The 13974-nt window shown below is 73.7% G+C and carries 14 protein-coding genes; all 14 read left to right on the plus strand.

Annotated features, from left to right (window positions below; genetic code table 11):
* Positions 1 to 128: 128 nt before the first annotated feature.
* The 14 genes from efp to rpoZ all read left to right on the plus strand — a co-directional run bounded on the left by efp (position 129) and on the right by rpoZ (position 13950).
* Positions 129 to 692, plus strand: coding sequence for an elongation factor P (gene efp / locus PU704_RS10010; protein ID WP_047803311.1), 564 nt, complete (start codon positions 129 to 131; stop codon positions 690 to 692).
* Positions 689 to 1099 (plus strand): transcription antitermination factor NusB, encoded by a 411-nt coding sequence (gene nusB, locus PU704_RS10015; protein WP_047803310.1) that lies wholly within the window; start codon positions 689 to 691, stop codon positions 1097 to 1099. The genes efp and nusB overlap by 4 nt, the downstream gene beginning before the upstream one ends.
* 135 nt (positions 1100 to 1234) lie before the next feature.
* On the plus strand, positions 1235 to 2167 hold the full coding sequence (locus PU704_RS10020) for an ABC transporter ATP-binding protein (protein ID WP_277551220.1): 933 nt from the start codon (positions 1235 to 1237) through the stop codon (positions 2165 to 2167).
* On the plus strand, positions 2157 to 2945 hold the full coding sequence (locus PU704_RS10025) for an ABC transporter permease (protein ID WP_277551221.1): 789 nt from the start codon (positions 2157 to 2159) through the stop codon (positions 2943 to 2945). The genes PU704_RS10020 and PU704_RS10025 overlap by 11 nt, the downstream gene beginning before the upstream one ends.
* 178 nt (positions 2946 to 3123) lie before the next feature.
* Positions 3124 to 3747: a bifunctional pyr operon transcriptional regulator/uracil phosphoribosyltransferase PyrR gene (pyrR, locus tag PU704_RS10030; protein WP_277551222.1), complete on the plus strand. Its 624-nt coding sequence runs from the start codon at positions 3124 to 3126 to the stop codon at positions 3745 to 3747.
* On the plus strand, positions 3744 to 4751 hold the full coding sequence (locus PU704_RS10035) for an aspartate carbamoyltransferase catalytic subunit (RefSeq protein WP_277551223.1): 1008 nt from the start codon (positions 3744 to 3746) through the stop codon (positions 4749 to 4751). The genes pyrR and PU704_RS10035 overlap by 4 nt, the downstream gene beginning before the upstream one ends.
* Positions 4748 to 6055, plus strand: coding sequence for a dihydroorotase (locus PU704_RS10040; protein WP_277551224.1), 1308 nt, complete (start codon positions 4748 to 4750; stop codon positions 6053 to 6055). Before PU704_RS10035 ends, PU704_RS10040 begins: the two co-directional genes overlap by 4 nt.
* A gap of 56 nt (positions 6056 to 6111) precedes the next feature.
* A complete protein-coding gene (locus PU704_RS10045) occupies positions 6112 to 6615 on the plus strand; it encodes a PH-like domain-containing protein (RefSeq protein WP_277551225.1) in 504 nt (167 codons plus the stop codon).
* 66 nt (positions 6616 to 6681) lie between these two features.
* On the plus strand, positions 6682 to 7929 hold the full coding sequence (gene carA, locus PU704_RS10050) for a glutamine-hydrolyzing carbamoyl-phosphate synthase small subunit (RefSeq protein ID WP_277551226.1): 1248 nt from the start codon (positions 6682 to 6684) through the stop codon (positions 7927 to 7929).
* Position 7930: 1 nt separating this feature from the next.
* Positions 7931 to 11251 (plus strand): carbamoyl-phosphate synthase large subunit, encoded by a 3321-nt coding sequence (gene carB, locus PU704_RS10055; protein ID WP_277551227.1) that lies wholly within the window; start codon positions 7931 to 7933, stop codon positions 11249 to 11251.
* The gene (gene pyrF, locus PU704_RS10060; RefSeq protein ID WP_277551228.1) at positions 11244 to 12170 is read left to right on the plus strand and encodes an orotidine-5'-phosphate decarboxylase; all 927 of its coding nucleotides are present in this window, start codon (positions 11244 to 11246) and stop codon (positions 12168 to 12170) included. Before carB ends, pyrF begins: the two co-directional genes overlap by 8 nt.
* A 208-nt stretch (positions 12171 to 12378) precedes the next feature.
* The gene (gene mihF, locus PU704_RS10065; protein ID WP_047803301.1) at positions 12379 to 12693 is read left to right on the plus strand and encodes an integration host factor, actinobacterial type; all 315 of its coding nucleotides are present in this window, start codon (positions 12379 to 12381) and stop codon (positions 12691 to 12693) included.
* A gap of 94 nt (positions 12694 to 12787) precedes the next feature.
* Positions 12788 to 13381 (plus strand): guanylate kinase, encoded by a 594-nt coding sequence (gene gmk / locus PU704_RS10070; protein ID WP_047803300.1) that lies wholly within the window; start codon positions 12788 to 12790, stop codon positions 13379 to 13381.
* Between the two features lie 29 nt (positions 13382 to 13410).
* Complete coding sequence (rpoZ, locus tag PU704_RS10075) at positions 13411 to 13950, plus strand: DNA-directed RNA polymerase subunit omega (RefSeq protein ID WP_277551229.1); 540 nt, start codon at positions 13411 to 13413, stop codon at positions 13948 to 13950.
* The last annotated feature ends 24 nt before the right edge of the window (positions 13951 to 13974 follow it).

The raw sequence follows: 13974 nt of genomic DNA on the forward strand, positions 1-13974 counted from the left end.
CACCCGCGCGGACGGCCGGGGCGGACAGCACCACGAAGACCGACCGGCGCCGACCGACCGGCGCAGACAGAACGACGCGCACCGACCGACGCGGACCGACCGACGCGGACCGACCAGAGAGAGAACCTGTGGCTACCACCAACGACATCAAGAACGGCACCGTGCTCAAGCTCGAGGGCAACCTGTGGAACGTCATCGAGTTCCAGCACGTCAAGCCGGGCAAGGGCGGGGCGTTCGTGCGCACGAAGATGCGCAACATCACCTCGGGCAAGGTGGTCGACAAGACCTTCAACGCCGGCGCCAAGATCGAGACCGCCACCGTGGACCGCAGCGAGTACCAGTACCTGTACCAGGACGGCGCCGACTACGTCTTCATGGACAACAAGACCTACGACCAGATCACCGTCCCCGGTGAGGTCGTCGGCGACGCCGCCAACTTCATGCTCGAGAACCTCAACGCGACGATCGCCATGCACGAGGGCGCCCCGCTGTACATCGAGCTGCCCGCGTCCGTGGTGCTGGAGATCACCTACACCGAGCCGGGCCTGCAGGGCGACCGCTCCACCGGCGGCACCAAGCCCGCCACCGTGGAGACCGGCTACCAGATCCAGGTGCCCCTGTTCCTCGAGCAGGGCACGAAGGTCAAGGTCGACACCCGCACGGGTGACTACCTGGGCCGCGTCAACGAGTGAGCGCCCGGGGCAAGGCGCGCCGCCGCGCCGTGGAGATCCTCTTCGAGGCCGAGCAGCGCGGCGAGGACGCCCGTGAGGTCATGGAGCGGCGCCGGCTGCACAGCGACGCACTCGTCTCCCCGTACGCCGAGGAGCTGGTGCTCGGGGTGACCATGCGCCGCGGCGAGCTCGACGAGTACCTCGAGACCTACTCCCAGGGCTGGACGCTGGAGCGGATGCCCGCCGTGGACCGCAACGTCCTGCGCGTGGGGGCCTGGGAGCTGCTGTTCAACGACGACGTTCCCGACGGCGTCGCCGTGGCCGAGTCCGTGAGCCTGGCCAAGGACCTCGGCGGGGACGACTCCCCGCGCTTCGTCAACGGCCTGCTCGGCCGGCTGCAGAAGATGAAGCCGACCCTGCTCGGCTGAGTCCCCGGCCCCGCCGCCGGCCGGCACCCCGCCCCGCCCGGGACCCGGGCCGGGCGGGGTGCCCGTCGTCGCGGGCCCTCACCGGCTCGCCCCGGGCGCGCTAGGATCCTGGCAGGACGAGCACGGGAGGCTGCCATGACGGCTCCGGCGCTCCGGCTGCGGGGCGTGTCGAAGCACTACGGTCCCGTGCCGGCCGTGCAGGGGGTCGACCTCGAGGTGCGGGCGGGGGAGATCTACGCGCTGCTGGGGCTCAACGGCGCCGGGAAGACCACGCTGATGCGGATGGTCCTGGGCATGGTCCGCCCCGGTGCCGGTTCGGTCACCGTCCTGGGCCGCGGTCCCCGCGAGCGCTCCGCCCGGGCGGAGGTGGGCTACCTGGTGGAGGCGGCCACCGCCTACCCGGAGCTGACCGTGCGGGAGAACCTGGAGGTCGCCCGGCGCCTGCACCGGGTGCGCGACCCGCACGCGGTCGGGGACGCGGTGGAGCTCTTCGGCCTCGGCGAGCACGCCGACCGACGCGCCCGCGACCTCTCCCAGGGCAACCGGCAGCGACTGGCCCTGGCCCGGGCGGTGCTGCACCGTCCGTCCGTGCTGGTGCTCGACGAGCCGGTCAACGGCCTGGACCCGGCCGGAGTGGTGGAGGTCCGCACCCTCCTGACGGACCTGGCCCGCGAGCACGGGACCACGGTCCTGCTCTCCAGCCACCTGCTGGGCGAGGTCGCCCGCCTGGCCACCCGGGTCGGGGTGCTGCACCGGGGCCGGCTGGTGGAGGAGTTCCCCACCCGCTCCCTGCCCGAGCGGGTGGACCGCCACCTGGAGCTCACCACGCGCGACGACGACCGGGCCGTGGAGGTGCTGACCGCGGCGGGCTTCCCCGCCCGCCGCCGGGCCGGGGTCGTCGTGCTCGCCGGGGACCGGGCGACGCGCCTGCCTGAGGACGTGGCGGCCGCGCTCGTGCACGCCGGGGTGGCCCTCACCGGGCTCGCGGAGGTCCGGGAGGACCTCGAGAGCCACTTCCTGCGCCTGGTGCAGGCGCCCGGAGCCGGGGAGGCACCCCGTGCGCGGTGACCTGGCCGCCGCCGTGCACGCGGAGGCCCTCAAGCTGCGCCGCTCCCGGGTGCCCTGGGTCACCGCGGGCGCCACGGTCCTGGCCGGGCTGGTCGGCGCCTTCTTCATGTTCGTGCTCCAGGACCCGGACCGGGCCCGGACCCTGGGGCTGCTCGGGGCCAAGGCCCAGCTGTCGGGCGGCACCGCCGACTGGCCCGGGTACTTCTCCCTGGCCGCCCAGACGGTCGCCGTGGGCGGGCTGCTGATCTTCGGCACCGCGGCCATCTGGCTCTTCGGCCGGGAGTTCTCCGACCGGACCGTCACCGACCTGCTGGCCGTGCCCACCTCCCGCACGGCCGTGGTGCTGGCCAAGCTGCTGCTGGGCCTCGTCTGGTGCGCGCTGCTCACGCTGCTCCTCGTCGGCCTCGTGCTCGGGCTGGGCGCGCTGCTCGGGCTGCCCGGCTGGTCCGCGGCGACGGCCGCCCGCGGCGCCGGGACGGTGCTGGGCGCCGGCCTGATGACCGCCGGGCTGGCGGCCGGCTACGGCCTGGCCGCCAGCGTGGGGCGCGGCTACCTGCCCGCCGTCGGCGTGCTGTTCCTGACCGTCCTGCTGGCCCAGGTGCTCGCGGCCGTGGGCCACGGCGGGTGGTTCCCGTGGGCGGTGCCGGCCCTGCTCTCCGGGGCGGCCGGGCCCGGCCGGTCCGGCGTCGGCTGGGCCGGGGTCCTGGGCGTGGTGCTCGTGGCCCTCGGCTCGGCCGCCGCCACCGCGCTCTGGTGGGAACGGGCCGACCACCGGTAGCACCGGGCCCGGGGCCTCGGGACGGAGCTCCGGGGGCGCGGCGCCGCCTGTGAGACTGCCCACGTCAGGTGCGGTGAGCAGGGGCGGACGGCCCGCGGGCTCCGGTGCGCTGTGCTAGTTTGGGGCGAGCAAGCAACCTTTAAGTCCGTCCTGTGAGGCGGGGAAGGAGGCGGCACCCATGATCGACGACATCTCCGCGGACGGTCCCTCGAAGGGATCCGCACCCGCGCGCGTCATCCTCTCGGCAGCCGACATCGACCGCGCGCTCACGCGCATCGCCCACGAGATCCTCGAGGCCAACAAGGGCAGCTCGGACCTCGTCCTGCTCGGCATCCCGCGCCGCGGCTATCCGCTGGCCCAGCGGATCGCCGCCAAGATCGCCGCGACCGACCCCGGCTTCGACGCCGCCGCGAGCCTCGGCCAGCTCGACGTGACGATGTTCCGCGACGACCTGCGCAAGAACCCCGCCCGCGCCCCGCAGCCCACCCGCATCCCGGTGCAGGGCATCGACGGGCGCACCGTGGTGCTCGTCGACGACGTGCTCTACTCCGGGCGCACCGTGCGCGCCGCCCTCGACGCCCTCGTCGACGTCGGCCGGCCCCGCGTGGTCCGCCTCGCCGTGCTGGTGGACCGCGGCCACCGGGAGCTGCCCATCCGTGCCGACCACGTGGGCAAGAACCTGCCCACCTCCTCCCAGGAGAAGGTCCGGGTCCGCCTGGCCGAGACCGACCCCGACCCGCGGCCGGCCGAGCACGCCGACTGCGTGGTCATCGAGACCCCCGTGCCGGCGGTCCGCGCATGAGGCACCTGCTGTCCACCCGGGACCTCTCCCACGCCGCCGCCCTGACCGTCCTCGACACCGCCGACCAGATGGCCGAAGTGGGCCACCGGTCGGTGAAGAAGCTGCCGGCCCTGCGCGGGCGCACCGTGGTCAACCTCTTCTTCGAGGACTCGACCCGCACCCGGATCTCCTTCGAGACGGCCGCCAAGCGGCTCTCCGCGGACGTCATCAACTTCTCCGCCAAGGGCTCCTCCGTCTCCAAGGGCGAGTCGCTGAAGGACACCGCCCAGACGCTGGCGGCGATGAGCGCCGACGCGGTGGTCATCCGGCACTCGGCCTCGGGCTCCCCGCAGCAGCTGGCCGAGTCCGGCTGGATCGACGCCGCGGTGGTCAACGCCGGCGACGGGACGCACGAGCACCCCACCCAGGCCCTGCTCGACGCCATGACGCTGCGCCAGCACCGGGCCCGCACCGAGGGCCGGGAGAGCACCCGCGGGCTCGACCTCGAGGGCATGCACGTGGTGATCGTCGGCGACGTCCTGCACTCCCGCGTCGCCCGCTCCGACCTCTGGCTGTTCACGACCCTCGGTGCCCGGGTCACCTTCGTGGCCCCGCCCACGCTGCTGCCGGTGGGCATCACCGACTGGCCGTGCGAGGTCGTGTACTCCCTGGACCAGGCGCTGGACCCGGCCCCGGACGCGGTGATGATGCTGCGCGTGCAGCGCGAGCGGATGCACGCCGCCTTCTTCCCCACCGCCCAGGAGTACGCCCGCGAGTGGGGCCTGACCCCCGAGCGCGTCGCGGCCCTGGACGCCGCCGGGGCGCCCACGGCGATCATGCACCCGGGGCCGATGAACCGGGGCCTGGAGATCTCCTCCGCCGCCGCCGACTCCCCGCGCTCCACGGTCCTGGACCAGGTCCGCAACGGCGTCTCCGTGCGGATGTCGGTGCTCTACCTGCTGCTGGCCGGCGACGACCTCGGCGCCCCCTCCACCCCCGCATCCCCAGGAGTTCTCATCCCATGACCTCGTACCTCATCCAGGGCGCCCGGCCGTACGGCGAGCAGCCGGCCGACCTCCTCGTGGAGGACGGCCTGATCCGGCGCGTGGCGCCCGGCCAGGCCGCCCCGGAGGGCGCGCAGATCGTCGACGGGACCGGGCTGGTGGCCCTGCCCGGGCTCGTGGACATCCACACCCACCTGCGCGAGCCCGGCCGCGAGGACGCCGAGACGGTGCAGACGGGCACCCGGGCCGCCGCGCTGGGGGGCTACACCGCGGTGTTCGCCATGGCCAACTCCGACCCCGTGGCCGACACCGCCGGGGTCGTCGAGCAGGTCCACGAGCTGGGCCGGGCCGCCGGCTGGGTGGACGTCCGCCCGGTCGGGGCGGTGACCGTGGGCCTGCAGGGCGAGCGGCTGTCGGAGATCAAGGCGATGGCCGACTCCCGCGCCGCGGTGCGGGTCTTCTCCGACGACGGCATGTGCGTGCACGACCCGGTGCTGATGCGCCGGGCCCTGGAGTACGTCAAGGGCTTCGACGGCGTCGTCGCCCAGCACGCCCAGGAGCCGCGGCTCACGGAGGGCGCCCAGATGAACGAGGGCGCCGTCTCCGCCGAGCTGGGGCTGACCGGCTGGCCGGCGGTGGCCGAGGAGGCGATCATCGCCCGCGACGTGCTGCTCGCCGAGCACGTGGGCTCCCGGGTGCACATCTGCCACCTCTCCACCCGGGGCTCGGTGGACATCGTGCGCTGGGCCAAGCAGCGCGGCATCGACGTCACCGCCGAGGCCACTCCCCACCACCTGCTGCTCACCGACGAGCGGGTCCGCAGCTTCGACCCCGTCTTCAAGGTCAACCCGCCGCTGCGCACCGACGAGGACGTGCACGCGCTGCGGGCGGCCGTGGCCGACGGCACCATCGACGTCATCGGCACCGACCACGCCCCGCACCCGGCCGAGGACAAGGAGTGCGAGTGGTCGTGCGCGGCCAACGGCATGACCGGGCTGGAGACCGCCCTGTCGGTGGTGCAGCACACCCTCGTGGACACCGGCCTGCTGACCTGGCGCGACGTCGCCCGGATCACCTCCGCGACCCCGGCCCGGATCGGGCGCCTGGCCGGTCAGGGCCGGCCCCTCGCGGAGGGCGAGCCGGCGAACATCGTGCTGTGGGACCCGGCGGCGACCACCGTGGTCGACCCGGCCCGGCACGCCTCGAAGGGCCGCAACAGCCCGTACCGCGGGATGGAGCTGCCCGGCGCGGTGCGCGCCACCTTCTTCCGCGGCCACCCCACGGTCCTGGACGGCGCGCTGAACAGCCCCTCACCGCGCGCCTGAGCCACCGCACCCCCCGCCCCTGACCACCCCTGACCACGCCCGGAGGCCCCCGCCCCATGGACCAGCTCACCACCGTGCTCGGCACGCTGCTCCTGCTCGCCCTGCTCTTCGCCCTGATCCGCCGGGGCTGGGCCGGGCGCGTGCGGCGCCAGGCCGGGATCCCGGCGCCGCCGGCCCCGCCGGCCGGCGCCGAGGAGCGCGAGCCCCGGCTGGCCGTGCCGGGCATGTACGTGGCCACCACCGAGACCGGCGCCCCGCTCGAGCGCATCGCCGCCCACGGGCTGGGCGTGCGCGCCCGGGCGCGGGCCCTCGTGCTGGACGAGGGGGTGCTCTTCGAGCGGCAGGGCGCGGCCCCGCTGTTCGTCCCGGCGGCCGACGTCGTGGCCGTGGGCACCTCCTCCGGCATGGTCGGGAAGTTCGTCGAGAAGGACGGACTGGCCGTGCTGACCTGGTCCCTGGGCGGCACCGTGGTGGACACCGGCTTCCGCACCCAGCGCGCCGAGGACAAGCGGCGCCTGCTCGCCGAGGTGGAGGCGATCGCCCCCGCAGCGCGCTCCTGACCACCCCGCGGCTGCCCGCAGCCGCCCGACACTTCCCGACCCGCAGACACGAACGTGAGGACGACCTTGAGCTCGATCACCACCGAACCCGCCGTGCTGGTGCTGGAGGACGGCCGCGTCTTCCGCGGCCGCGCCTACGGCGCCCTCGGCACCGCCCTCGGCGAGGCGGTCTTCTCCACCGGCATGACCGGCTACCAGGAGACCATCACCGACCCCTCCTACGCCGGCCAGCTGGTCGTGCAGACCGCCCCGCACATCGGCAACACCGGCGTCAACGCCGCCGACGCCGAGTCCCGCCGGATCTGGGTGTCCGGCTACGTGGTGCGCGACGCCGCCCGCCGCCCGTCCAACTGGCGCTCCGAGGGCTCCCTCGACGAGCAGCTGCGCGACCAGGGCGTCGTAGGCATCCAGGACGTCGACACCCGGGCGATCACCCGGCACCTGCGCGACCGCGGCGCGATGCGCGGCGGCATCTTCTCCGGGGACGCCGCCCTCCGGCCCGAGCCGGAGCTCGTGGCCGCGGTGGCCGCGGCCGAGCGGATGGAGGGCCGCCGGCTCGCCGAGACCGTCTCGGTGGCCGAGTCCTACGTGGTGGAGCCCGCCGAGCACGGCTGGCAGGGAGAGGTCCGGCACGAGCTCGTGGCCGTGGACCTCGGCATCAAGTCCATGACCCCGCACCGGTTCGCCGAGCGCGGCGTGCGCGTGCACGTGGTGCCGGCGGACACGACCTTCGAGCAGATCCGGGCCCTGGGCCCGCGCGGGGTGTTCTTCTCCAACGGCCCCGGCGACCCGGCCACCGCCGAGCGGCAGGTGGAGACCCTGCGCCAGGTGCTGCGCGCCGGGATCCCGTTCTTCGGCATCTGCTTCGGCAACCAGCTGCTGGGCCGGGCCCTGGGCTTCGGCACCTACAAGCTCGTCTTCGGCCACCGCGGGATCAACCAGCCGGTGCTCGACCGCCGGACCGGGCGCGTGGAGATCACCGCGCACAACCACGGCTTCGCCGTGGACGCCCCGCTCGACGGCCCGGTCACCGCGCCGCTGGAGGAGTTCGGAGACGTGGAGGTCAGCCACGTGTGCCTCAACGACGACGTGGTCGAGGGCCTCAACTGCCGCGACCTGCCGGCGTTCTCGGTGCAGTACCACCCCGAGGCCGCCGCCGGCCCGCACGACGCCTCCTACCTCTTCGGCCGGTTCATCGAGCTCATGGACAGCCACCGGGACGGCCGCGCCGACCCGACCATCGACAACGCCGTCCCCGGCGGCGCGCAGGGCGCGCGCCCGGACCGGGACGCCAGCACGGAAGGGCAGCACTGACATGCCGCGCAGGACAGATCTCACCAGCGTTCTGGTCATCGGCTCGGGGCCGATCGTCATCGGCCAGGCCGCGGAGTTCGACTACTCGGGCACGCAGGCGCTGCGGGTGCTCCGGGAGGAGGGGCTGCGGGTCATCCTCGTCAACTCCAACCCGGCGACCATCATGACCGACCCCGAGTTCGCCGACGCGACCTACGTGGAGCCCATCACCCCGGAGGTGGTCGAGAAGATCATCGCCAAGGAGCGCCCGGACGCGCTGCTGCCCACCCTCGGCGGGCAGACCGCGCTGAACACCGCGATCGCCCTCGACGCCAACGGCGTGCTCGAGAAGTACGGGGTCGAGCTGATCGGCGCCAACGTCGAGGCGATCAACCTCGGCGAGGACCGCGAGAAGTTCAAGGGCGTCGTGGAGCGCTGCGGCGCCGAGTCCGCCCGCTCGATCATCGTGCACTCCATGGCCGAGGCCCTCGCCGCGGCCGACGAGCTCGGCTACCCCATGGTCGTGCGCCCGTCCTTCACCATGGGCGGGCTCGGCTCGGGCATGGCCTACGACGAGGAGGACCTGCACCGCATCGCCGGCGCCGGCATCCAGTACAGCCCGACCTCCGAGGTGCTCCTGGAGGAGTCCATCCTCGGCTGGAAGGAGTACGAGCTGGAGATGATGCGCGACAAGCACGACAACGTCGTGGTCGTGTGCTCCATCGAGAACTTCGACCCGGTGGGCGTGCACACCGGCGACTCCATCACCGTGGCCCCGGCCATGACGCTGACCGACCGCGAGTACCAGAACCTGCGCGACATCGCGATCGCCGTGATCCGCGAGGTCGGGGTGGACACCGGCGGGTGCAACATCCAGTTCGCGATCGAGCCGGACACCGGCCGCGTGGTGGTCATCGAGATGAACCCGCGGGTCTCCCGCTCCTCCGCCCTGGCCTCCAAGGCCACCGGCTTCCCGATCGCCAAGATCGCCACGAAGCTGTCGCTGGGCTACACCCTGGACGAGATCCCCAACGACATCACCCGCAAGACCCCGGCGTCCTTCGAGCCGACGCTGGACTACGTCGTCGTGAAGGTCCCGCGCTTCGCGTTCGAGAAGTTCCCCGCGGCGGACCCCACGCTGACGACCACCATGAAGTCGGTGGGGGAGGCCATGGCGATCGGGCGCAACTTCACCGAGGCCCTGCAGAAGGCCATGCGCTCCCTGGAGCAGAAGGGCTCCTCCTTCTCCTTCGTGCCCCCCGAGCTCGACGACGCGGCCCTGGACCGCCTGGTCGAGGCCGCCCGCACCCCGACCACGGAGCGGATCCGGCAGGTCCAGCAGGCCCTGCTCGCCGGGGCGTCCGTGGAGCGGCTCTACGAGGCCACGGGCATCGACCCGTGGTTCCTCGACCAGCTGGTGCTGCTCAACGAGGTCGCCGCCGCGGTGGTCGAGGACGGCGACCTGAGCGAGCGCACCCTGCGCCTGGCCAAGCGGCACGGCTTCTCCGACGAGCAGATCGGCGAGCTGGCCCACCTGGACGAGGCCGTGGTCCGCGGGGTGCGCCACGCCCTGGGCATCCGCCCGGTGTTCAAGACCGTGGACACCTGCGCGGCGGAGTTCGAGGCCTTCACCCCGTACCACTACTCCTCCTACGACGAGGAGTCGGAGGTCGGCCGGCACGAGCAGCCCTCGATCATGATCCTGGGCTCGGGCCCGAACCGGATCGGGCAGGGCATCGAGTTCGACTACTCCTGCGTGCACGCCTCGATGGCCCTGCGCGCCGCCGGCCACGAGACGGTCATGGTCAACTGCAACCCCGAGACCGTCTCCACCGACTACGACGTCTCCACCCGGCTGTACTTCGAGCCGCTGACCTTCGAGGACGTCATGGAGGTCGTGGAGACCGAGCGGCGCACCGGCGGACTGCTCGGGGTGTTCGTGCAGTTGGGCGGGCAGACCCCGCTGAAGCTGGCCGCCCAGCTCAAGGCCGCGGGCGTGCCGGTCCTGGGCACCACCCCGGAGGCCATCGACCTGGCCGAGGACCGCGGCGAGTTCGCCCGGGTGCTCGGGGAGGCCGGGCTGCGCCAGCCCAAGAACGGCACCGCCTCGACCTTCGAGGACGCCAAGCGGATCGCCGACGAGATCGGCTACCCGGTGCTCGTGCGCCCCTCCTACGTGCTCGGCGGGCGCGGCATGGAGATCGTCTACGACGAGCCGGCCCTGGCCCGGTACCTGCAGAACGCCACGGAGGTCTCCTCCTCCCGGCCGGCGCTGATCGACAAGTTCCTCGAGGACGCGATCGAGATCGACGTGGACGCCCTCTACGACGGCGAGGAGCTCTACGTGGGCGGCGTCATGGAGCACATCGAGGAGGCCGGGATCCACTCCGGGGACTCCGCGTGCACCCTGCCCTCGATCACGCTGGGCCCGGACGTCGTCGCGCGGGTGCGCGAGGCCACGCTGGCCATCGCCCGGGGCGTGGGCGTGCGCGGGCTGATCAACATCCAGTTCGCCGTGGCCTCCGACGTCCTCTACGTCATCGAGGCCAACCCGCGCGCCTCGCGCACGGTCCCGTTCGTCTCCAAGGCCACGGGCGTGCAGCTGGCCAAGGCCGCCGCCCTGATCGGCACCGGCACGACCATCGCCGAGCTGCGCACCCAGGGGCACCTGCCGGAGCGGCTGGACGGGTCCACCCTGCCGGCCTCCGCGCCGGTGGCCGTGAAGGAGGCCGTGCTGCCCTTCGCCCGGTTCCGCACCGCCGAGGGCGCCGTGGTGGACTCCCTGCTCGGCCCGGAGATGCGCTCCACCGGCGAGGTCATGGGACTGGACAAGTACTTCGACACGGCCTTCGCCAAGGCCCAGGCCGCGGCGAACGTGTCCCTGCCGACGTCGGGGCGGATGTTCGTCTCCGTGGCGAACAAGGACAAGCGCTCCTCGATCGCCTACGTGCGGATGTTCCGCGACCTCGGCTTCGAGATCCTGGCCACCAGCGGCACGGCGCAGGTGCTGCGGCGCAACGGCATCGAGTCCACCGTGGTCCGCAAGATCAGCGAGACGGCCCCCGGGGAGCGGACCATCGTGGACCTCATCGGCGACGGGGAGATCGACCTGATCTTCAACACCCCCGCCGGCGGCGCCGCCCGCGGCGACGGCTACGAGATCCGGGCGGCGGCCACGAGCGTGGGCGTGCCGCTGATGACGACCGTCTCCGTGCTCGGGGCCGCCCTGCAGGCGGTCACCGCGCTGCGGTCCTACACGTGGGACGTCACCAGCCTGCAGGAGCACGAGCAGCGGCTGCACGCCCTCACCGCCCCGGCCCAGCCCGAGGTCGTCGGTGCCTGAGCGCCCCGGCGCACCGCTCCCGGCGCCCGGCCGCGCCCCCTTCGGGGCGCGGCTGGCCCGGGCGATGGACGCCCACGGTCCGCTGTGCGTGGGCATCGACCCGCACCCGGGGCTGCTCGACGCGTGGGGGCTGCCCCGCACCGCGGAGGGGCTGCGCCGCTTCTCCCTGACGGTGCTCGAGGCCGCCGCCGGGCGGGCCGCGGCCGTGAAGCCGCAGGTGGCCCTGTACGAGTCCTACGGGGCCGCGGGCATCGCCGTGCTCGAGGAGCTGCTGGCCGGGGCCCGCGCCGCGGACCTGCTCACGGTGGCCGACGCCAAGCGCGGCGACATCGGCTCCACGATGGAGGCCTACGCCGCCGCGTGGCTGGCGGAGGGGTCCCCGCTCGCCGCGGACGCCGTGACCCTGAGCCCCTACCTCGGCTTCGAGTCGCTGCGCCCGGCCCTGGACCTGGCCGCGCGCACGGGCCGCGGCACGTTCGTGCTCGCGCTCACCTCCAACCCCGAGGGCCGCTCGGTGCAGCACGTCGGAGGCGCCGATTCGGTGGCCCGGGCCGTGTGCTCGGCGGCCGCGGCGGAGAACGCCCGGGTGCTCGGCGGCGCCGAGGGCCCTGCCCCCGCCGGCGCCGCCGCGGCGGGCCGCACCGGCCTGGGCCCGTGCGGGCTGGTGGTGGGCGCCACGGTCGGCGACGCCCTGGCGGCGCTGGGCATCGACCTGGCCGGGGTCCGCGGGCCGCTGCTGGCCCCCGGCTACGGGGCCCAGGGCGCCCGCGCCGAGGACCTCCCGGCCGTGTTCGGTGCCGCCGCCGGGCAGGTGCTGGCCACCTCGAGCCGGGCGATCCTGCGCCGCGGCCCGGCCGTGCCCGCCCTGCGGGAGGCCGTGGAGCGCTCCGCGGCGGAGCTGGCGGCGGCCCTGGGCTGAGCGGCGGCGGTGCCCCCGCCGGTCCCGGCGTTGTGCCGGCGGTGCGCTGACGGCCCTCCGGCGAGGGCGGCCGGGGACGACACCCCTGGTCACGCCACGGTCGTGTCGCCTTGCGATGGATTGTTAATCATGTAGTTTCTTTAGCAAACGGGCTGGCCGTCCTGCTGCGGGACGGAGGCTGCAGTCCGTGGCGACGAGGAGGAACCACATGGCACTGCGTCCGCTGACCGACGACGAGCGAGCCGCCGCGCGGGAGAAGGCCACCCAGGCACGGACGGCGCGCGCCGACGTGAAGAAGGGCCTGCGCGAGCGCCGGATGACGGTGGCCCAGATCCTCGAACGGGCCGACCAGGAGGAGGCCGTGAGCCGGCTGAAGGTCTCCGACCTGCTCGAGGCCACCCCGGGGATCGGGAAGGTCCGCTCGGCCGCCATCATGGAGGAGATCGGCATCGCCCGCACGCGGCGGCTGCGCGGGCTCGGCGTGCACCAGCGCAAGGCGCTCATCGAGTACCTCGACCGCTGAGCCCGCCCGCCGGGCGCCGGGGGAGCGGGCGCCGGGGGACGGGCGCGATCCGGTAGATTGGGGTGTTCCCCACCCCGTTCCCAGGAGGTTTCCCGTGACTCCCGACGCGCCCCGCCCCGCGCGCCCGTCCCTGACCGTGCTCGCCGGACCCACGGCCGTCGGCAAGGGCACGGTCTCGACCTACGTCCGGGACCACTATCCGCAGGTGTGGCTGTCCGTGTCGGCGACCACCCGCGCCCCGCGCCCGGGAGAGGTCGACGGGGTGCACTACTTCTTCGTCTCCGACGAGCAGTTCGACGCCCTGGCCCGGGACGGGCAGCTGCTCGAGTGGGCGGTGGTGCACAACTCCCACCGCTACGGCACACTGCGCTCCACCGTGGAGCAGGCGCTGGCGGGCGGGCGCTGCGTGCTGCTGGAGATCGATCTGCAGGGCGCGCGGCAGATCCGCGGCACCATGCCGGAGGCCAACTTCGTCTTCCTGGCCCCGCCCAGCTGGGACGAGATGGTCGCCCGGCTGGTCGGCCGGGGCACCGAGACGCCCGAGGAACAGCGGGTCCGGCTCGAAACCGCTAAACTGGAGCTCGCGGCAGAGCCGGAGTTCGATCACACCGTCGTCAACGACAGCGTCGAGCGGGCCGCCGCCGAACTCGTGCAGCTCATGGGGGCCGACCCCGAGCAGGCATCCTGATACCCGTCCACCGCGTTTGGAGCAAGAGCTTGTCTACCCACACCGAAGGCATCATCAACCCGCCGATCGACGCCCTGCTGAAGAAGTCCGACTCCAAGTACGGGCTCGTGATCTTCGGCGCCCGGCGTGCCCGGCAGATCAATGCCTACTACTCGCAGCTGCACGAGGGGCTGTTCGAGTACGTCGGTCCGCTCGTCGACACGCAGCTCAACGAGAAGCCGCTGTCCATCTCCTTCCGGGAGATCGACGCGGGCCTCATCGAGGGCCGCCCGGTGGAGCACGCCGGGTTCGCCGAGAACGGCCAGCTCACCACGGAGGCGGACCTCGCCGCCGACGTCTTCGGCGCCGACTTCTTCGCCCAGGGCACGGAGGACGACTTCTCCGCCGGTGCGGCGTTCTCCGACGAGGCGACCGTGGACTTCTCCGCGGGCGAGTCCAGCACCCCGCTCGAGCCGCTGGGCGACCTGCCCGGCAGCGGCGAGGACAACCCGGTCAACGGGGCCGGTGACGCCGCCGACGCCGCCCCGGAGGAGCCGGGGCGGGAGCCCGGGGACCTCCAGGACCTGTGAGCCGCCCCCGGCCCGTCCGGCGGG

This window comes from Kocuria oceani, assembly GCF_029524215.1.
Taxonomy (GTDB): domain Bacteria; phylum Actinomycetota; class Actinomycetes; order Actinomycetales; family Micrococcaceae; genus Kocuria; species Kocuria oceani.